General features: G+C 56.9%; 19 protein-coding genes and 1 pseudogene. 10 read left to right on the top strand and 10 right to left on the bottom strand.

Annotation, left to right across the window (positions count from 1 at the left end):
• Positions 1-233 precede the first annotated feature (233 nt).
• Both hisB and hisH read left to right on the top strand, forming a co-directional pair.
• A complete protein-coding gene (gene hisB, locus BDE40_RS02170) occupies positions 234-821 on the top strand; it encodes an imidazoleglycerol-phosphate dehydratase HisB (protein WP_134012418.1) in 588 nt (195 codons plus the stop codon).
• Between the two features lie 51 nt (positions 822-872).
• On the top strand, positions 873-1,523 hold the full coding sequence (hisH, locus tag BDE40_RS02165) for an imidazole glycerol phosphate synthase subunit HisH (RefSeq protein WP_134012416.1): 651 nt from the start codon (positions 873-875) through the stop codon (positions 1,521-1,523).
• Between the two features lie 294 nt (positions 1,524-1,817).
• Here hisH and BDE40_RS02160 read toward each other — a convergent pair whose 3' ends face one another.
• A complete protein-coding gene (locus BDE40_RS02160; protein WP_134012414.1) occupies positions 1,818-2,204 on the bottom strand; it encodes a DUF2147 domain-containing protein in 387 nt (128 codons plus the stop codon).
• Between the two features lie 118 nt (positions 2,205-2,322).
• Between BDE40_RS02160 and hisA the strand changes: the two genes are divergently transcribed.
• Positions 2,323-3,045 carry a 1-(5-phosphoribosyl)-5-[(5-phosphoribosylamino)methylideneamino]imidazole-4-carboxamide isomerase gene (gene hisA, locus BDE40_RS02155; RefSeq protein WP_134012412.1) on the top strand — a complete coding sequence of 241 codons (723 nt, stop codon included), beginning with the start codon at positions 2,323-2,325 and terminating at the stop codon, positions 3,043-3,045.
• Between the two features lie 4 nt (positions 3,046-3,049).
• On the opposite strand, the gene BDE40_RS02150 is transcribed toward hisA, so the two are convergent.
• Positions 3,050-3,490, bottom strand: coding sequence for a DUF302 domain-containing protein (locus tag BDE40_RS02150; RefSeq protein WP_134012410.1), 441 nt, complete (start codon positions 3,488-3,490; stop codon positions 3,050-3,052).
• Positions 3,491-3,612: 122 nt separating this feature from the next.
• Between BDE40_RS02150 and hisF the strand changes: the two genes are divergently transcribed.
• Positions 3,613-4,377 carry an imidazole glycerol phosphate synthase subunit HisF gene (gene hisF, locus BDE40_RS02145; RefSeq protein ID WP_134012408.1) on the top strand — a complete coding sequence of 255 codons (765 nt, stop codon included), beginning with the start codon at positions 3,613-3,615 and terminating at the stop codon, positions 4,375-4,377.
• Positions 4,374-4,682, top strand: coding sequence for a phosphoribosyl-ATP diphosphatase (locus BDE40_RS02140; RefSeq protein WP_134012406.1), 309 nt, complete (start codon positions 4,374-4,376; stop codon positions 4,680-4,682). Before hisF ends, BDE40_RS02140 begins: the two co-directional genes overlap by 4 nt.
• A gap of 4 nt (positions 4,683-4,686) precedes the next feature.
• Here the strand turns inward: BDE40_RS02140 and BDE40_RS02135 are convergent, their stop codons facing one another.
• Positions 4,687-5,748, bottom strand: a complete 1,062-nt coding sequence (locus BDE40_RS02135) for a hypothetical protein (RefSeq protein ID WP_425462384.1) — start codon at positions 5,746-5,748, stop codon at positions 4,687-4,689.
• Positions 5,749-5,891: 143 nt separating this feature from the next.
• Here BDE40_RS02135 and BDE40_RS02130 point away from each other — a divergent pair, with 143 nt between their 5' ends.
• Complete coding sequence (locus BDE40_RS02130) at positions 5,892-6,299, top strand: hypothetical protein (protein WP_134012404.1); 408 nt, start codon at positions 5,892-5,894, stop codon at positions 6,297-6,299.
• 573 nt (positions 6,300-6,872) lie between these two features.
• Here BDE40_RS02130 and BDE40_RS02125 read toward each other — a convergent pair.
• From BDE40_RS02125 to BDE40_RS02110, 4 genes are all read right to left on the bottom strand, one after another.
• Positions 6,873-8,648 carry a SulP family inorganic anion transporter gene (locus BDE40_RS02125; protein ID WP_134012402.1) on the bottom strand — a complete coding sequence of 592 codons (1,776 nt, stop codon included), beginning with the start codon at positions 8,646-8,648 and terminating at the stop codon, positions 6,873-6,875.
• A 59-nt stretch (positions 8,649-8,707) separates the two neighbouring features.
• Entirely contained in the window at positions 8,708-10,336 is a 1,629-nt protein-coding gene (locus BDE40_RS02120) for an alkaline phosphatase family protein (protein ID WP_134012400.1), read from the bottom strand.
• Between the two features lie 70 nt (positions 10,337-10,406).
• Entirely contained in the window at positions 10,407-11,438 is a 1,032-nt protein-coding gene (locus BDE40_RS02115) for a TAXI family TRAP transporter solute-binding subunit (RefSeq protein ID WP_134012398.1), read from the bottom strand.
• Between the two features lie 19 nt (positions 11,439-11,457).
• The gene (locus tag BDE40_RS02110) at positions 11,458-13,317 is read right to left on the bottom strand and encodes a TRAP transporter permease (protein ID WP_134012396.1); all 1,860 of its coding nucleotides are present in this window, start codon (positions 13,315-13,317) and stop codon (positions 11,458-11,460) included.
• Between the two features lie 129 nt (positions 13,318-13,446).
• Here BDE40_RS02110 and BDE40_RS02105 point away from each other — a divergent pair, with 129 nt between their 5' ends.
• Positions 13,447-14,250: an IclR family transcriptional regulator gene (locus BDE40_RS02105; RefSeq protein WP_134012394.1), complete on the top strand. Its 804-nt coding sequence runs from the start codon at positions 13,447-13,449 to the stop codon at positions 14,248-14,250.
• Positions 14,251-14,283: 33 nt separating this feature from the next.
• Here the strand turns inward: BDE40_RS02105 and BDE40_RS02100 are convergent, their stop codons facing one another.
• The 3 genes and pseudogenes from BDE40_RS02100 to BDE40_RS02090 all read right to left on the bottom strand — a co-directional run bounded on the left by BDE40_RS02100 (position 14,284) and on the right by BDE40_RS02090 (position 16,908).
• Positions 14,284-16,215 carry an acyl CoA:acetate/3-ketoacid CoA transferase gene (locus BDE40_RS02100; RefSeq protein WP_134012392.1) on the bottom strand — a complete coding sequence of 644 codons (1,932 nt, stop codon included), beginning with the start codon at positions 16,213-16,215 and terminating at the stop codon, positions 14,284-14,286.
• Between the two features lie 17 nt (positions 16,216-16,232).
• A pseudogene (locus BDE40_RS02095) lies at positions 16,233-16,340 on the bottom strand (3-hydroxybutyrate dehydrogenase); the annotation flags it as partial.
• A 67-nt stretch (positions 16,341-16,407) separates the two neighbouring features.
• A complete protein-coding gene (locus BDE40_RS02090; protein WP_134012390.1) occupies positions 16,408-16,908 on the bottom strand; it encodes a MarR family winged helix-turn-helix transcriptional regulator in 501 nt (166 codons plus the stop codon).
• Between the two features lie 173 nt (positions 16,909-17,081).
• Here BDE40_RS02090 and BDE40_RS02085 point away from each other — a divergent pair, with 173 nt between their 5' ends.
• The 3 genes from BDE40_RS02085 to BDE40_RS02075 are packed head-to-tail and all read left to right on the top strand — an operon-like array spanning position 17,082 to position 19,877.
• Positions 17,082-18,032 carry an MBL fold metallo-hydrolase gene (locus BDE40_RS02085; RefSeq protein WP_134012388.1) on the top strand — a complete coding sequence of 317 codons (951 nt, stop codon included), beginning with the start codon at positions 17,082-17,084 and terminating at the stop codon, positions 18,030-18,032.
• A 26-nt stretch (positions 18,033-18,058) separates the two neighbouring features.
• On the top strand, positions 18,059-19,687 hold the full coding sequence (locus BDE40_RS02080; RefSeq protein WP_134012386.1) for an FAD-dependent oxidoreductase: 1,629 nt from the start codon (positions 18,059-18,061) through the stop codon (positions 19,685-19,687).
• A 1-nt stretch (position 19,688) separates the two neighbouring features.
• Positions 19,689-19,877 (top strand): DUF2783 domain-containing protein, encoded by a 189-nt coding sequence (locus BDE40_RS02075; RefSeq protein WP_134012384.1) that lies wholly within the window; start codon positions 19,689-19,691, stop codon positions 19,875-19,877.
• Positions 19,878-19,882 lie beyond the last annotated feature (5 nt).

Raw genomic sequence — 19,882 nt, 5'->3', positions numbered from 1 at the left:
TGTTCTGGATCAATCGTCTGGAGATGTTGGAAATGTGGCGAAGTGCGGGAAATTTTGCGGTTTAGCCCTCAGACCCAGAGTTCCTTTTCAAGTAGCTCGCTACATCTGCGGCGTCCCGTTGTCGGCGGCGGCACAGCATTTTCGCGACATCTGCCTGCTCGCAGCCTGCGCCCCCCCTTGGCCTGCTCGACCGCCCTGCGTATAAGGCAGCCAGTTGCCTGAAGGAGAACCCCATGCGGTCCGCTAAAATCACTCGTAGCACGGCTGAGACGAATATCTCTGTCGAGATCAATCTTGATGGCTCTGGCGTATATGACAACCAGACCGGTGTGGGCTTCTTTGACCATATGCTGGACCAACTGGCCCGCCACGCGCTGATCGACATGAAAATCCGCGCCAAGGGTGACCTGCATATCGACGACCACCACACCGTCGAGGACACGGGGATTGCACTGGGTCAGGCACTGGCTGAGGCATTGGGCGACAAGCGTGGTATCCGCCGGTACGGCGAATGTCACCTTGCGATGGACGATGCTCAGGTGCGCTGCGCATTGGACTTATCCGCCCGCCCATTCCTGATCTGTAACCTGGACATTCCGACCCAGAAGATCGGCGCTTTCGATACCGAACTGGTGCGCGAGTTCTTTCAGGCGTTTTCAACCCATGGTGGCATTACGCTCCACATTGACCGGCTGCATGGCTTCAACAGCCATCACATCGTGGAAGCGGCGTTCAAAGCTGTGGCGCGCGCGTTGCGCGATGCGCTCGAGACCGATCCGCGCAAATCCGACGCCATACCGTCCACCAAGGGCACACTTTGATGGCGCAACACCGTACCGCCAAAGCCTTTTGATCCTTATCGGAGCATCCCCATGCTGACCGTTCTCGTCGACTATGACAGTGGCAATCTGCACTCCGCAGAAAAATCCTTTCAACGCATGTCTGCGGATGTCGGTGGCGGTGACGTCATCGTGTCGTCCAAGCCCGAAGATGTTGTGCGGGCGGACCGGATCGTGTTGCCCGGTGATGGAGCCTTCCCCGCCTGCCGGAATGCCCTCACCCGTGACCGCGCGGCCTTGTTCGAGGCGATCGTTGCGTCGGTCATAGTCAAGGGCCGCCCGTTCATGGGCATTTGCGTCGGAATGCAAATGATGGCGAGCTGGGGTCGCGAATATGAAGACACCAAAGGGTTTGACTGGATCGAAGGCGAAATCGCCAAAATCACCCCGGCCGACCCGTCGCTGAAGGTCCCGCATATGGGATGGAATGACTTGGTTTTAGATGGCTCCAACCCCAAGCATCCCGTACTGGACGGCATAAATACCGGCGACCACGCCTATTTCGTCCACTCCTACAGCTTTCGTGTCACTGATCCGGCCCATCGGTTGGCGCATGTGGATTACGGGGGAGATATTACCGCCGTTGTTGGCCGCGACAATATGATTGGAATGCAGTTCCACCCTGAAAAGAGCCAGCAGACAGGCCTTCGGATGATCGCCAACTTCCTGAACTGGAAACCGTAAGCGACTACCAGTTCATCAACAGCAGCGGGACTCCTTTGGCGTTGCTGTCTGATAGTATTTGCATCCACCCGTCCGGCCCAGACAGAGGTATCGCAACTGCGACCGGCGAACAGCCAGCCGCAAGGAATCCGACACATATCAATGTAAAACACAACTTCATCGAAATCTCCTGACATCAGGCCACATGTTGACCTGTTGGAGACTTTCAGGTGCAGAAGATAACAACTCCTGAATTAGGCACGAAAAAAGGCCGGAGATTCCTCCCCGACCTTCGGCAACTTTGGTAAAAACCGTTTACTTGATACGTGTCCAAGTCTGCTTGGAACACAGCAGACCACCAGCAATACAACCTGCGAGTTTCAAGCTGCTGCCGCCGAGGTCGATCTTGCCATAGTAGATTTTGTTATTGGACGGGCGCCAAACCTTGCCTTCGTACTTGCCACCGCCAAGCGGCTTCATGGAACGCACAATTTGTTTGCCAAGATTTGGTGACTTGTATTCACCAGACGCGTTAAACGTCCGCGAGATGGTGCCGCACACGGCAGAGCCGCATTTCTTCATGGTGACATGGGCATAAGCGCCGTCATCCACTTGTGTTTTCCAGACGCCTTCTGCCGGATCAGCCAGTGCCTGACCTGCAAATGCAACGACAAACGCAGCTGCGAATTTAAGTGTTTTCATTATTTCCTCCCTGTTCTGCCGACCATGGTGCGAAAATCAGGGCGCAAATCAAGCGTGACGTTGGGGCGCGGATGTGGAATAGACCGCGCAAATCCGGAATAAACGAAGGCGAGACGCTATGATCCTTTACCCCGCAATCGACCTCAAAGATGGCAATTGTGTACGTCTATACAAAGGCGAAATGGAGCAAGCGACGGTCTTCAATGACAATCCCGCCGCGCAAGCCATGGCCTTCGTGGAGGCCGGTTGCGAATGGCTTCATCTCGTTGACCTGAATGGCGCATTTGCCGGGGAGCCGGTGAATGGTGCAGCCGTCGACGCGATATTGGCGCAAACCAAAGTTCCCGCCCAGCTTGGCGGCGGCATTCGGGACATGGCCACAATTGAACGCTGGTTAGATAAGGGGCTCGCCCGTGTGATCCTTGGCACCGTGGCCGTTGAAAACCCCGACTTAGTACGCGAGGCTGCCCGCGCCTTTCCCGGCCAAGTGGCTATTGGTCTGGATGCGCGCAATGGCATGGTTGCCACCCGTGGGTGGGCCGAAGAGACCGATATTGAGGTCACCGCGTTGGCACAGCAGTTTGAGGACGCGGGCGTCGCAGCCTTGATCTATACTGACATCAACCGCGACGGCGCGATGCAGGGCCCGAATGTCGAGGCAACAGCGGCCTTGGCCCATGCGGTCTCCATTCCTGTCATCGCATCCGGAGGCGTCTCCTCGCTGGACGATCTGCGCGCGCTCAAGGCCACGGGGGCGCCGTTGAACGGCGCGATCTCGGGTCGCGCCTTGTATGACGGAGCCATCGACCTGAAAGAGGCGCTGGACCTGTTGAAAGCCTAAACTGCTACTTCACAGCCGCTCCTGTGAGCTTGCCCAATGCACCCTGCATCGTTTTCACGAACGGGGCGTCCTCGGGTATATTCAGGTCACCGAACGTATCTGCCGGATCCTCATAGACCAACACAGAGCCACCATTGGCCTCGTGCACAGCGATCTTCAGCGGCAAATACAATGACGCGCGGATATCCGCATTCATTGCGGGCGTCCCAAGCTTGGGGTTGCCGAAGATCAGAACTTGAGCTGCCGGCATTTGCAAATCAACACCCGTCGCCCCTGCTTGATGATCGACACGCGCGAAAACGGTCGCACCTGCGTTACCCACGGCGGCTTCCAAGGCATCCATGGTTTCAGCCACCGGCTTGCTGGATTTGACGGTGATCAGGTCGGCAGATGCAGGCATGGCTACACTCGCAAGTAGGGCCATCGACAAAGCTATTTGGCGCATGGTGGGACTCCTTTTCAAATTATGTGAACAGAACACGACACCTTGGGATCAAACGCCAATCACATCGCTGGCATCGGCAAGGGATTGCCGTTAAACCATGCTCGCAAACCGGAGCTACGTTCATGCTAAAAACCCGCATCATTCCCTGTCTCGACGTCAAAGACGGCCGTGTGGTCAAGGGCGTCAACTTCGTAGACCTGATCGACGCCGGTGATCCCGTCGAAGCTGCTAAGGCATATGACGCAGCAGGCGCGGATGAACTTTGTTTTCTCGACATCAACGCGACTCATGAAAACCGTGGCACCATGTTCGACGTTGTCACCCGCACCGCCGAAGCCTGCTACATTCCATTGACCGTAGGCGGTGGCGTGCGCACCCATGAAGATGTGCGCAAACTGCTGCTGGCGGGGGCCGACAAGGTCAGCTTCAACTCGGCTGCCGTTGCCAATCCCGATGTCGTCGCCGAAGCCGCTGACCGCTTTGGGTCTCAGTGCATCGTCGTGGCCATTGATGCCAAAACTGTATCCCCGGGAAAGTGGGAGATTTTTACCCATGGAGGGCGGAAATCCACAGGCATTGATGCCGTAGAATTTGCCAAGACTGTTGTTGCCAGGGGTGCTGGAGAAATCCTGCTGACCTCGATGGACCGCGACGGAACGCGCGCGGGGTTTAACCTGCCTTTGACGCGGGCCATTGCCGATGCAGTGGCCGTCCCGGTGATCGCCTCCGGTGGAGTGGGAACATTGGATCACTTGGTGGAAGGGGTGACTAAAGGACATGCGGACGCAGTTTTGGCCGCGTCGATTTTCCACTTCGGGGATTTCACCATTGCAGAAGCAAAGGCCCATATGGCGAAGGCCGGGCTGAACATGAGGTTGGGTGCATGACACTGGAAGAATTGGAAGCCATCATCGCATCTCGCAAAGACGCGGACCCGAATAGTTCTTGGACTGCCAAGCTGCTTGAAAAAGGCCCAGAGAAATGCGCCGAGAAGTTCGGTGAGGAAGCGATCGAAGCGATCATCGCCGCAGCGAAGAACGACCGCGACAACCTTACGTCAGAAGCCGCAGATGTTCTGTATCACCTGTTGGTCATGCTGGCTGCGCGCGGCGTTGCCATCGCGGATGTTATGGCGATCCTCGAAGCCCGCACGCAGCAATCCGGCATCGCGGAAAAGGCGTCCCGCAGCTAAGTTCTTACCTCATCCAAAGCTTGGCGCGTTTGATCTGGTTTCGAATGGCCTGTTCGCGTCGCGGCAGTTTCTCGCGGTCGAACATTTCGCGGACTTTGTGGCCTTTTCGCTGATACACCATGCGCCTGATCGGCTCATATTGCTTCAGCACCTTCTTGAGTTTGTTGGGAGCCGCAGCCTCTTCCAGAATGCGTACCACCTCGTCGCGCTCGCGCGCATAAAGAAGCGGCAAAACGCGGTAGTGACAGGTCACTTCATGGTCCATCATGTCAGACACCTCTGGCACACGCCCGCCGCCAAAGGAATGAATGGTCAATGGCAATGCCACCTGATCCAGCCATGGCTTCATTTCCTGGCAAACAAGCTCTTCCGGCGGCTCGTCGCGGATCAAGCGTGCGTATTCCAAGAAGCGATCGCCGAATTCCTTCGGACACCGGAAATAGAAGAACCCGGCATTGAAATAGAGATAGCGGCGCCAGTATTCGTCCGGATAGCTGGTATCGAGCGAGCTTTCAAAATCGAGCCCGAATTTGTCATAGAGCGAGCCCCAGATCTGGTTATAGCCGGGCCCGTATAATTCCTGCTGTGGCCACGTGTTTTCCCGCTTCATCGACGCGGTGGGACGGTCAAAGTCAAACGGCACCTTGCTCAGGTCGCCGGTGATTAGGGTGTCGGTGTCCAGAAATAGAAATGGCTCACCTTCAGGCAAGACCTGCAAGGCTTCGATCTTGTTGCCATATGGGTAACCGCACCCGAATATCTGATTTTCAAATGGCACGATTTCCGCGCCCAGCGCGACAAGCGCTTCGCGAACATCATTATTCGCCATCCGAGGGTCAGCGTCCCAGCGGTGATTGTTTTGTGGCTCCGCGATGATCACCCGTCCCTTGAAGTCAGGGTTGGTGTGTCGCAGTGTCGCCACTTGTAACAACGCCTCAAATTGCAACCTGCCGCCCTGCCCCACCATCATGATGTTGAAGCTCTGGGTCTTCGGCTTGGCGGGTACCTTTGTCTTTTTGGGCTTCGGCTTTGCCGTTTTGGTTTTGGGTTTGCTGCTCTTGGCCATGTCGTCACTTCTTTTTACTTGCACTCAGCATAGGCCCAAAGCGATGGCACCGGAAGCCATACAGCATCAGGACCGTGAAAAGTTTGCGTATGGTGCACAACTCGCGCGATACTGCGCGAAAGCCCCAACTTGGAGACGCCAGCATGCGCGCCTTTCTCATCGCCTTAATATTCTTGATGCCCCTTCCCGTTTCCGCGCAAAACTTCACAACCTCTGCGGGCGTAAAGCCCATTCTGGAGTTGATCCGCCCACAATGGATCGCCATCCGGCCCTATGAAGGACAGGACTTGCTCTACATGTCGACTCTGCTGACCTATCGCTGCGGGATCGAGCAAATCCGCTTTGCTTATAACGGAGGGGAGTTGCAAGTTTGGGAGGGTGAACCGTGCTATCGGGGCGAAGCCTCCCCGATGGCGTTAAAGATGGAAACACACCTTCCTTACGCAGTCGCGCCGCTCGATAGCCTGCAAACCGTGACGATTAACCTGCTATTTGACGATGGCACGACGTTGGAGCACAGTTATTTGCGCAAAGATGTGCAAATAAACTGACCGACGCGGCTAACAATCGGTCGTGGCCTTCTGCGACAGTTTACAAGAGGTTAAGTGGTGGTGGCCCAGTCTCAATCGAACACGTCTCTACTCAAAAACTTCCTGCCAACATGGGAAATTGCAGGTTAATTATGAAATCCCACGTATTGAGGCCGTAATTGGCTGAGTTTTTTCATGGGGGACAGGCACATCATCTGACATTTGAAGATACTGGTGCAGGGACGTAAAAAACATGTGAACGGCTCGAGGACGCAAATCAGGCAACGAGTCCAAAACTGAGGAAGCTTGTCTCGTCGCAGCCGAACGAGGTCGTGAACAACGGTGAAATCCGCACTGCGAGATAGTCTTGTCGTAAAATACGTTGGCAGATCCGGATGAAGCCTAGCTACTCGCGTCAGAGCATCTCACCATGGGGAGCGGCGTGAACTATCTGTAGAGGGAGGCGGAATTTATCTTATGTAACGCATGTTTTGTTTTCTGTATTTGGCTGGGAGTATTTTCCGCGACTGAACAAAAAATTCATAATTTTACAAAGAAACCGATCGTCAAAGCGCCACTAATCTCTTTGCACTCTCAATTTGGTCCCTGCACCGAACTGTCTGGCTTTTGAGCGCATTCAAGGAAAACCCTCAGCTTACAATCTTTGCAAATGTCATCGTCAGCGGCTGCAACGGCGGCCGCAATAGCCTCGGCTTTGTTGTTGTGAATATTACTGGCTCCAAGCTCGTCGAAGACATGCAATCGCTTCAGGATGGTTAAACTGGGGGCATTCGTCGTGAAAATATGAAAATCAGCACCCGCCTTTCGGGCCCGTCTGATTTCTTTCAGCAAAAGCCCTGCTCCGGACAGGTCGATTTTCCACAGACCCTTCAGCCCCATGAGCTTGGTCTTGGGGACCCGGTTTCCGCCCTCGACCCTGCGGAACTGTTGCTCCACATTTTCGACTGATGCGAAGAACAATGGGCCGTCCACCCGTATGACGGAAATTTGCGGGCATTCGGGCAGGTTATACCTTGCCGCATTTTTGAACACCCGCCTGCCATTCACGTCCGTCGGTGCCCCCACCGCGACGATCGGATGCGCGCTGTCATACAGAAACACGCAAAGCGACGTGATCACACCAACAACGATTGCCAAATCCAACTCGGTAAAGATGCCGGTTAGAAAGGTCGCCGCCAGGATCGCGGTTTCGCTTCTGTTGGATGTCAGGACGTGGCGGATCTCTGCGAAATTTATCAGGCGGTAGGACACGAAAAGGATAACACCGGCCATGGCAGGGACCGGCACGAACTCGAGGTATGGGGCCAAGACCCAAAGCAGGATCACCAGAAACCCTGCCGCAAAGATCGTCGAGACCGGCGTCTGCGCCCCCGCATCCGCGTTCAGGCCGGAGCGCGTGAACGAGCCGGAGCCTGCATAGCATTGGAAAAAGGAGCCGACGGCATTGGACAAGCCTTGCCCGACCATCTCTTGGCTGGAATCGTAGGGCTCGTCGCGGCGAAGTGCGAAGGATCGCCCGATAGAAATTGCCTCGAGCAAGCCGACAAAGGCCACCGTCGCGGCGGCGGGCAGAAGCTCGGCGATCAGACCCAAAGACAAGTTGGGTGCGCCAAGGGTCGGGATGATGGACTGAAGCGGGGCGAACATCGCCACGCCTTTGTCCGATGCGCCTAGAAGATAGGCCACCCCGGCCCCAATCGCGAGAGCAATGATGTAGGATGGCACCTTCTTGCTGAACTGTGACAACACCATAAGAGACAGGACCGTGGCGCCCGAGATAATCAGCGCCGTTGCGTTGACCTGACCAAAATGAGCCGCGACATGGATTAGCCGCTCGAAAACGCCGCCGCCGCCGCCTTCAATCCCCAATGCGCCACCGATCTGGCTGGCGGCAATTAACAGCGCCGCGGCGGCCGTAAACCCGATCAGCACGGAATGGGAAATGAACGAGATCAGCCCGCCCATTTTGAAAACGCCGGCAATGATCTGTATCGCCCCGACCATGAAAGTCAGGGTTAACACCATCGCAATGTATGTCTGGCTACCGGGGGCTGCGAATTGCGACATGGAGGCAAAAATGACCGCCGAAATCGCAGTGGTGGGGCCGGACACCATTATCATGGACGAGCCCCAAACTCCCGCGATCAACGCCACGAACACGGCGGTAAACAGCCCGAATTCCGGTGGCAGTCCGGCAATGATCGCAAACGCCACCCCTTGCGGCAAAACGATTGCCGCGTTGGTCACGCCAGCGATTGCGTCAGCCTTCAGGGTGCTTGTGCTGACCTGCGCAAACCACGGGCGGACCGGGTTCAGCGAGGACAGCAATGCGGTCAGTCGATGGTGCATTCGAAAATCCTGAGCGCTCGCGGTTGGTTTACCTTTCTAGCGTCGTATCCGAGACAGCGTTACTCTTTTTTCACGACGTCAGCCGCCGCAAGCGCTGTCCGAAAGTCTTCCTCGGTGGCAAATCCGATCACCACTCCGGCTTTCGCTTCACTCAGATCAACCCCGCGGGCTTCGATCTGGGCGTTGGACATTGTAGTGCGTTGGCTGGTGCGGCGGCTCCATTGGAACAGCAGGTCTTCCAGCCGGCGACACTCGCCTGCGAAGTCGGGATTGCCCCCCAAATCGTCGAGTTCATCCGGGTCGGCGTTCAGGTCGAACAGCATCGGGCGGAAGCCTTCGGAAAAGATGTATTTCCAGCGCCCGTCAAACAACATGGTCAGCTTCGCATCCGCAACATCGACACCCAACCGGCGACGCGCCTGCCGGAAAGAGTAGTCATATTCCGAGATGACAAAGTCCTTCACGGTCTCACGCTCGCCATGCAGCAACGGCAAGAGCGAGCGCCCCTCAATGATATGATCGACTTGGGGGCCGTCGAAGTAATCCAGAATGGTCGGCACCACATCAATCGCCTCGACCAGTGAGGTCGATACCGTGCCGCGCGTGGGGTCGGCCTCTTTACTTGGATCGACGACGATCAATGGAATACGGGAAGACGGGTCGTGGAAAAGCTCCTTTTCCCCCAGCCAGTGGTCCCCCAGATAGTCGCCGTGGTCCGAGGTGAACACGATCATCGTGCTGTCGGTCAGTCCTTGGGCATCAAGGAATTTCATCAACTCGCCCATCTGGTCGTCGATCTGCTTGATCAGACCCATATAGGCGCCGATAACTTTCGTGCGGGTCGTTTCATTCGTGAAGGCCTTCGACACACGTTCCTCCATGAACGCGCCGAATACCGGATGGGGATCTTCGCGCTCCGCTTCACTGCGTACAACGGGCATATGCGTCTCAGTGGGGTACATGTCGTGGTAGGGCGCGGGTACAATGTAGGGCCAGTGCGGCTTGATATAACTCAGATGAAGGCACCACGGGCTGTCACCGGCTTCCCGGATAAATTCCATGGCCCGGCGGGTGATATAGGGCGTTTCGCTGTCCTCGTCCGGTGCGCGCGCGGCTATGTCGGAGTTGTCCAGAAACCACCCGCTGAGGATGTTTCCGTCGTCGTCCTCGCCGCTATTGGCCACACTGTCCCAAGGGTTTTCATCCTCCCAGCCGCGCTGCTTCATATAGTCGTCGTAGTTCTTGTTGCGCGTGCCGTAGTTGGAATTCGGGTGCAGCCCGTCGTCACGCTCGTAGGGCTCAAAGCCACATTCCGACACCAGCGCGCCGATCTGGCTGTCCGGGGCCAACCCCAGACGTTTCATGCCCTCCACGTCAGCGGCCATATGTGTTTTGCCGCAAAGTGCCGTGCGAACTCCCAGCGGGCGCAAGTGATCGCCCAGCGTCATCTCGCCAACTTTCAAGGGAACATTGTTCCACGTCGAGCCGTGAGAGCTGACATAGCGTCCAGTATAAAACGACATCCGGGACGGGCCGCAAATCGTTGATTGAACATATGCGCGATCAAAGCGAACGCCACGTTGTGCCAGTGCATCTATGTTGGGCGTATGCAAATCAGGATGGCCCGCGCAGGACAGATAGTCCCACCGGAGCTGATCACACATTATGAAAAGCACATTCTTCGTCATGATTTTCCCTAGGATTTGTAAGCGAATTTGGGTCATTGGTCGGGGTCACACAGACCCCGACCAATATTGTTTAGGCGCGCGCAGCGTCCGGAATGTCGACGCCAAGCTCTGTCAACGCACGTAGTGCGCCGGGGTGGAGCGGAAGGTTGATGTCTTGAACAGCAGCAGCAGGTGTTACCGCTTTCAACCAAGGTGAACTATCTCCCGCTTCTGCAACACCAGCATAAAACGCTTTGGTCATCTGATAGATCATGTCTTCGTCGGCTTTCTCATTGGACACAATCCCGACAGTGACACCTAGTGTTGTCACATCAGACTCATTGAGCTGGTTTTCACCATAAGCACCCGCAGGTAGAACTGCCGCACTGAAACCTGGGCGGCCCACCAGCTTTTGCACCGCCTCTGTCTCAAGCTTGTCTGCCGGAATACCCAAGAAACGGATCTGGTTTGTTACTGCGATCTGGGTCAGTGCCGGGCTTGGGGCGTTGGTCGGGTTGCAATAAACGTCCAGATTGCCGTCCTGAAAGGCTGCTGCTGCTGCGTCCCATCCCAACTTAACTGCTTCGTAATCCGTACCTTCTTCAAAACCGGCCACTGCTTTGAAAAGCCGCTCCATGGTGGCATAGGCTGCACCACCGGGGGGACCAAGGAAGACGCGTTTGCCTTTGATTTGGTCGATAGATGTAATGCCGGACGATCCGTATACCGCAATGTGGTAAACACCCATTGGGAAGTTCAGCACGGTGCGCAACTTTTTGACCAGCTCCGGGGCTTGATCAATCTTGGCAAACATCGCCGCCTTGTTGCGCATCAACGCGTGAATGGCAGGGGAAGACATACAAAAATCGCTTCGCCCCATGGCCACTTCCAGCACATGGCGGGTGGCAGCACCCGTCGCGTTAAGCTGGATTTCATAGTCCGGCAGCGACTTGTTTATGATATTTGCGAAGGTCGTCATCACAAGGTTCGGGCTGGTGCCCCGTCCAAGCGTCGACATACGCAACAGCTCCTTGGCGAATGCCATTTTTGGCAGCGCGGCAAGGGCGGCTGCCCCGACCGTTGTCCCAAGAAACCCACGGCGTGTTAGGTTCGTGTCAGTCATGAAAAAATCCTCCTCTGGATCATGAATTTTCTGGGATCAGGAAGTTTCCAAACCTGACCAAGTAAAACAGTGCAATGGTGGCAGCGACAGCGACCCACGAGACCCAAGGTCCGAAGAATAAGAGCGCCATCGCAAGAGCAAGCCCTACGGGTACGTAGCGTTTTTTCCCTTTGGCCGGGTAGCAAGCCCGCGAGATCAGCAGCACTGCAAGCGTAACAAACAGAATGGACTGTGCTGAATCCTTCAGGTCATATCCCGTGCCCAAAAGCATTGCGGGTTGGTAGATGAACGCGAATGGGATCACGAAGCCCGGCAAGGCCAGACGCGAGGCCTCGACCGCGGTGCGCATCGCGCCTGCCCCCGCAATGGGTGCCGCGGCGAAGGCCGCGAGTGCGACCGGCGGCGTGACCGCCGACAGAACGCCGAAATACAGAACAAACATGTGGGTGTGAATGATCGGCACGCCAAGTTTCTGCAGCGCCGGTCCCATCACGAGAACAATGATAAGATAAGCTGGCACCGTCGGCATACCCATGCCCAGCAACAGGCAGGCAAGGGCCATAAGCAGCAGCGATACGACCAACTGCCCCTCGGCATAGCTGGCAACAAGCGACGCGAACCGCAATCCAACGCCGGTCAGGTTCAAGATGCCGATGATGATGCCCACTGCACCAACAATCACCACCAGTTGGGCCGAGATCATTCCGGCAGAGCGGACGAATTTTAGCCACGACGATATGTTGGTGAGCAAATCGGGTTTCAACGCGAACCCAAGGACGGCCGCAAAGGCGACACCAATAAAGCCGGAATAGGCGGGTGACGAGCCCCCAACCATGGCGACGACGATGGCCGTAAGCGAGATCATGAACACAATAATCTGAGCGACTTCACGCCACGCAAAATTCAACTTCGGCTGCTCCGCGGTTTCAAGGTCCATGTCCCGCGCGGCGCTGGAGATCGACATGAACAGCCCAGCATAATACAGGATTGCGGGAATGGTCGCGGCGGCACAGATCGTCAGATAAGGCTGGCCCGTGACGTCCGCCATGATGAAGGCCACCGCCCCCATAATCGGCGGCGTGATTTGCCCGCCACTTGACGCGGCGGCTTCCACCGCGCCCGCGAAATGCGGCTTGAAGCCTCGCTTCTTAATCAAGGGGATCGTGATCACACCCGTTCCGACGACGTTGGCAACCGCGCTTCCTGAAATTGTGCCGAACAACCCGCTTGCGACCGTGGCCGCAGCGGCAGGCCCGGACCGCACGCGACCCGTGGCGGCCAGCGCGAGTTTTACCAGCACCAGATCAATTGTCAGCAGCTCCAGAACCGCGCCAAAGATGATGAAGATGAGGATGGTCGAGACAACGGTTGCCATAGGCCGACCGAACACACCATCAAAGGAAAACCACAGCACTTGCACCAGTTCTTCCGAGGTCATCCCCGCATGGCGCATGAATCCGGGCGCAAGATGCCCGAAAGCGCCGTAAATCAGAACGATGGCCGCGACCGCCGCCATGACCATTCCCACCGACCGGCGCGTCAGCTCGATCACGGCAATCAGGCCCAACAGACCCAGCCAGATATCCGCTGATGTCAGGAAATACAGCCCGGTTTCAATCTCGGATGCTGCTCGAAAATACTGATAGACCGCGACACTAAGGCAGGCCGCGACGACCAATGCCAGCAGCTTCCCTATGGGGCTTTCGCTTCGCTCGATTTGCGACAGCAGGATCAACAGTCCGCCGACCAGCAACATGCCCACGCGAAGATAGGATTCGCTGAACACACCAAAAACAGAGACGTAAAAAACCACGACGATGATCAAACTAGCCAACGCCAGATTCAATCCGTTCACGGACGAGGAAAGCCTGTTTGGCATCGTGTTCTCCCTATTTAACGCTGTCTGGCGGCTGCGGTGTCGTTAGGGTTCGCCACATATCATCGTTTTATTTATGCTAGACATTGATTGGTTTCTGGTCGAACTTTCGTTTCACTAGGTGGAACGAAGATGGCCAAATTAAATCGCTCTGTCGAGCGCAGCATGAAGATCGTCGAAGCCATTTCGGTTAATGGCGTAAGCTCATTAGCCTTTTTGGCGGACCGAACTGATCTGCCCAAAGCCACTATATTGCGGATTTGTGCAACGCTGGTCAGCCAAAGGTGGCTGTCCCAAAGCCGTAGCGATGGCAGGTACCGGATTGGCCCCGGATTTCCGCACTTGGGCGGTGAGCCGGATTCGATTGGCGCGCTGATTGAAGCGGGCAAGGCAGAGATCGTCGAACTATCCGAACACACCGGTCATGGCGTGGATTTGGCGGCCTCCATAGGAGACGGGCGCGTGGAGATCGTCGACACAACACGACAATTTTCTCGTCACGGTATTTTCCCCGACTGCATCGGATACCGCCCCTCGCCGTTTCGATCCGCCTTGGGAAGCGCTTTTCTCGGCGCACTGGAGGCGAACGACATCGCCAGATTTTCAGCCGAGTTATCTCGGCACACTAGCGGGAAGGATCGGGAGGCGACATTGAGCTTCCCGCAGAAACTTAGGGATATGCGAAAGAATGGCTATGCCGCCCGGGAGGCGGGGTATTGGGGGCGTGCGGTCGACTATGGCGGGATTCCCCGCGCGATCGGCGTTGCTATTCGGGCAGATAGTCGGGTCGTCGGTGCAATAAATCTGGTTTGGCTTGCCGAACGGTCTAGCGTGGAAGCCGTAGCTGGCGCGCATCTTGAGCGCCTCAGCCTCGCCGCCAAGACAATCGGGGACAACCTAGCGGCGGGCGCCGAAGGCCTTACCTCACCAACGTGATGAACAGCCGCGCACCGACGGGCTGTTCAGCAACTATGCCCCGTTAGACCCAAGGAAAGACCTCGCCTTTTCCCTGCTCTCGTAGATGTGGGTGCGCGCATCGGGGAAAACCTCACCCAGTTTCATCCGCATGAAAGCCGAGCCAGAGTAACGCGATACGTTTCGGTAAAAGCGCTCTGTCAGGCCGTTCACCATCTCGGCCCAGTTGCTTTCGAGCACCTCATCAATGCGAAATCCATCGTAGTTGACGACAACATCGACCGGTTTGCCATATGCGACACAGGCTTCCGACACCAGACGTTCAACAAGTTTGATCTCGTCGAGCGTGCGGATGCGCATTTTCTCGAAGTTAAGGAACAGCAGACCTAGATTAGGATCAATCGCAATGCGGTCCGGCAGATCGAGATGCAGAAGATCGGTGCGCAAGTCCATCTCGCCATTACGGAAGATGCGAGCGTCCATGAGGCTTACTTCATTCACAATCGGGCGCACGTCCATGAGACCCAAAATATCGCGATCAAGATCAATCCCGGGGGCGATTTCTTTCAACTCCAAACCATTTGTCGTCAGCTCGAATACGCAGCGTTCCGTTACATAAAGAACCGGTTGCCCAAGCCGTGCGGCACGCGCGCCCGAGAACGAGATCTGCTCCACATGGTCAAGGAACTTGCGTGCCCGCCCCTCTTTGCGGATCTCGACCCCGCCTTCGCCAATATGCACATCCAGCCCCTGCGCCGTGAAGGTGCCTGCGAACACCACCGCGCGGGCGTTCTGGCTGATGTTGATAAATCCGCCCGCCCCCGCAAGCCGAGGCCCGAACCGCGACACGTTCACGTTGCCCACGGCATCCGCCTGCGCGAGGCCAAGGCAGGCCATATCAAGGCCACCGCCATCATAGAAATCAAACTGGTTGTTCTGCGGGATCACCGCGTCCGTATTGACCGCCGCGCCAAAATCCAGCCCCGAGGCGGGTTGTCCACCGATCACACCCGGCTCCGCCGTCAGGGTCAGATGCTCCAACAGGCCCTCTTCAGCCGCGACCGAGGCGACCCCTTCGGGCATCCCGATGCCCAGATTGACCACGCCGTTGACCGGCAACTCGAACGCACAGCGACGGGCGATCACCTTGCGGGCATCCAGCGGCAAGGCAGGGATTTCGCCCGCAGGTGGGCTGATGCGGTTGGTAAAGGCTTGGCTGAAGGCCGTGCTGTAGGTTTGCAGGTGGTTTTCAGGCTTGGAGACGACAATGGCATCTACAAGAATGCCCGGAATATGGACGTCCCGCGCAGGCAGTGACCCCGCCCGCGCCACGCGTTCAACCTGAACGATGACCACGCCGCCCGCATTATGGACGGCCATGGCCTGCGCAAGGTTGTCGATGGTCAGGGCTTCGCGCTCCATCGTGACATTGCCTGCCTCGTCGGCGGTGGTGCCGCGCAGCAGCGCCACGGTCAGGTTATGCGACGGGTAGAACAGGATTTCTTCGCCACCGATCTCCATCAGCTCGACCTGAGGGTCCATAGAGATGGAGTTGATCGCCCCCCCACCCTGTCGCGGGTCAACAAAAGTTTCCAGACCCACCTTCGACAACATCCCCGGCTTGCCCGCTGCAATATCGCGGTAAAGCTGGCTGATCACGCCTTGGGGCAGGTTCCAGCCCTCGATCTTACCCTCGGTGGCCAGCTTCGCGACTTTCGGGATCAGACCCCAATGGCCGCCGACGACACGTTTCAGCAGTCCCTCATGGCCCAGCCGGTTCAGTCCACGATCCTTGCCGTCGCCCTGCCCTGCGGCAAAAACCAGCGACAGGTCGCGCGGATGATCCGTTTCCAGAAATCGGGCCTCAATGGCAGCGAGCAATTCATCAGGCACACCAATCCCGACAAAGCCGGACGTGGTGACGGTATCGCCGTCTTTAACCAAAGCTGCGGCCTCAGCGGCGGAAACGACCTTGCCAGCCCTCATGTTGCTGTCCCGGTGATGTTCATGACCACGTTTGCGCGTGCTTGCGCAAACCCGCGCTCCAGCCCCAGCCCAATGCCAGAGGTCGAACCTGTTATCACTGCCGTTTTGCCAGTCAGGTCAGTCATGAATCCGTTTCCTCAAGTTGTGAACATTTGACGTGCTGCGGCGCGCGAGTGTCGTATTGATGTCGCCTCACCCAAGCAGATCACTACGTGCCTCAATATCCATGGGCGGACGATTCGCAGCTTCAGGGTGCTTGTCCAACGCATCATGCAGACGCTCCATCAAGACGTATAACTGATGCCTGTCGGCCTCGGAGAACTCGCCTAAGATATTCTCCTCAAACGAGCGGGCCTCGCGGGTGATGCCCTTCAGCACGTCAAATCCTGCCTCGGTCAATTCGATCTCAACCAACCGCTGATCTTGCTCACTTGCGGTTTTGGCAACCAGCCCAGTGTCCTCCAGCTTGGACACGGCCCGACTGACCGTAGGCTTTTCAAAATTAACGCATTTGTGGATTTCGCGAACCGACATCTTTTCGCGTCGTGCCACATGCACAAGCACTCTCCATTCGGGGATCGAAAGACCGTAGCGGTCACCGTAAACCTTCGACAGCAGCTTGCTGATACGGGACGACAGAATGGCAAGCTGATAAGGCAGAAAATATGATAGGTTAAAATCGTCGGATTTCATGGCGGCACAAGTTCCGGACTTTTCGTTTCATAAGAAATGATATTGACATTATTGCTTCATGCAAGGAAAACGTTTCCAATGAAACGATTTCGCTTACCTTACGGCAGGCGACAGCCAACAGCAACTGACCCGTAGCGTATGATCCGGGTCAATCCAAAGCAGGAGAATCACCCATGGCCAAAGCATTCGCATCTCAAGGAGACATGGGTGAGAAGAACATCAGCTTCACAGAAGTAGGCGACGGGCTTTGGGCCTTTACCGCTGAAGGTGACCCCAACAGCGGTGTGATCATCGGCGACGATTCTGTGATGATCGTGGAAGCACAGGCCACCCCACGGCTGGCAAACAAAGTGATCGAAAAGGTGCGCGAGATCACCGATAAGCCGATCAGCCATGTGGCTTTGACCCACTATCACGCCGTGCGTGTGCTGGGCGCGTCGGCCTTTGGTGCGGACCAGATCATCATGGGCGACACCGCCCGTGCCATGGTCGTGGAGCGTGGTCAAGAAGACTGGGACAGCGAGTTTCAACGCTTCCCGCGCCTGTTTGAAGGCCACGAAAGCATCCCCGGCCTGACATGGCCGACCACCACATTCAGCGACAGCATGACCGTCTATCTGGGCAACCGCCGCGTTGATCTGATGCATCTGGGCCGGGCACATACGGCGGGTGATATCGTCATTCACGTCCCCGACGAGAACGTCATGTTTACCGGCGATATCGTGGAATACCATTCCGCCTGCTATTGCGGCGATGGCCATTTCGGCGACTGGGGCCATACGCTCGACAACATCGCATCCTTCGATGTGGACGCGATTGCGCCGGGGCGCGGTGACGCGCTGGTCGGCAAAGACATGGTCAACGCGGCGCTGGAAAACACACGCGATTTCGTTGAAAGCACCTATTTTCCGGCCGCGCGTGTCGCCGCCAAAGGCGGCAGCCTGAAAGACGCATGGGACGCGGTGCGCGAAGTCTGCGATCCGAAATTCAAGGACTATGCGATCTACGAGCACTGCCTGCCGTTCAACGTTGCGCGCGCTTACGACGAAGCGCGCGGGATTGACACGCCGCGCATCTGGACGGCGCAGCGCGATCTGGAGATGTGGGACGCATTGCAGGGCTAAAACGCCCCAAGGGAGGATGCATTACTATGTTTGACGACCGATATACTTTGGCCTTCAAGGCCTATCCTTATGAGCGCTCGTCCGATCAGGATCAGGAGGCGCCAGTACGTCATCCCGTTGTCGTCATGGGCGGCGGCCCGGTGGGCATCGCCACGGCTCTTGATCTGGGGCGGCAGGGCATTCCGGTGCTGGTGCTGGACGACCACGAAGGCGTCGGAATGGGCAGTCGGGCGATTTGTTTTGCCAAGCGCAGCCTTGAGATCGCGGACCGCTACGGATGCGGTGACGAGATGCTGGATAAGGGCGTTGTCTGGAACGTCGGCAAGGTGTTTCATCAGGACCGACAGGTGTTTGAATTCAACCTTCTGCCCGAGGAAGGCCACAAATTCCCCGCCTTCATCAACATGCAGCAGCCCTATTTCGAGCAGTTCATGATTGAACGGGCCCGCGCGTTGCAGGCCGAAGGAGCGCCCATCCAAATCCGCGGCAAGAACCGCGTTGATACGGTGCAGGTCAAGGACGATCACGTCGTTTTGACAGTCATGACCCCCGACGGCCCCTACACGCTTGAGGCTGACTGGCTGATTGGCTGCGACGGGGCAGCCTCTCCGCTGCGGCGGATGTTGGGTCTGGATTTCACCGGACGGGTGTTTCAGGACAGCTTCCTGATTGCCGACATCAAGATGAAGGGCAACACCAAGTTCCCGACCGAGCGTTGGTTCTGGTTCGATCCGCCCTTCAAGTCGGGGGCGTCTACCTTGCTGCACAAGCAGCCCGATGACGTTTGGCGCATTGATTTCCAAATCGGCTGGGACGTCGATCGCGCCGAAGAGATGAAAGAAGAAAACATCCGCGCACGGCTGGATGCGATGCTGGGACCAGATGTCGAATACGAGATGGTCTGGTCCTCGATCTACACCTTTCAGTGCAAACGGATGGAGCATTTCCGCTCTGGCCCTGTCCTGTTCGCCGGAGACGCGGCACATCAGGTGTCACCTTTCGGGGCACGCGGCGCAAATTCGGGCATGCAGGATGCCGACAATCTGGGTTGGAAACTGGGATTGGTCATCAAGGGCAAGGCACCTGAAACGCTGCTGGACAGCTATGACACAGAGCGGGTCTACGGCGCGGACGAGAACATCCTGAACTCCACGCGCTCCACCGATTTCATCACGCCGAAATCCGAGATCAGCCACATCTTCCGTGACGCTGTTCTGACCCTCAGCGAACATCATGAATTCGCCCGTCCCCTGGTCAACTCTGGCCGACTGAGCGTGCCTTGCACCTATGATGGTTCGGCGCTGAACTCTGCCGATGCACTGGCTGGACCCGCCCGCACACGCCCCGGATCCCCCTGCCCTGATGCCCCGTTGGGTGACGGGTTCCTGTTGTGCCATTTGGGAAATGATTTCACCCTGCTGACGATTGACGCAGACGCGCCGGACACTCTGGAAGAAGACGGCATCACCATCCGCCGCGTCGCGGTATCAGCCAAAGACGATGCGTCCGGTCAACTGGCCGCGCGCTATCTGGGTGACGCTGGCTCCGCCGTTTATCTGATCCGTCCGGATCAGCATGTCGCCGCGCGCTGGACCAGCTTCGACGAGGCATCAGTCCGGCAAGCCCTGCGCCGCGCGACCGGAAAGGACAACTGATATGAGCACTCTGAACCTCAAAGCGAATATCGACCGGCCAGATGATTTTTATGAGGCGCTACTGAACGCTCATGACGGGATGTCCAAAACCCAAAGCGATGCCTTCAATGCGCGGCTCATATTGATACTCGCCAATCATATTGGCGACCGCGAGGTGCTCAACGAAGCCCTCGCAAAAGCCGCAGAATAAAAAAA

The sequence above is a fragment of the Litoreibacter halocynthiae genome (assembly GCF_004365635.1).
Lineage (GTDB): Bacteria > Pseudomonadota > Alphaproteobacteria > Rhodobacterales > Rhodobacteraceae > Litoreibacter > Litoreibacter halocynthiae.
Note: the sequence above shows the minus strand (reverse complement) of the source record. Positions and strands in the feature narration are given on the sequence as shown.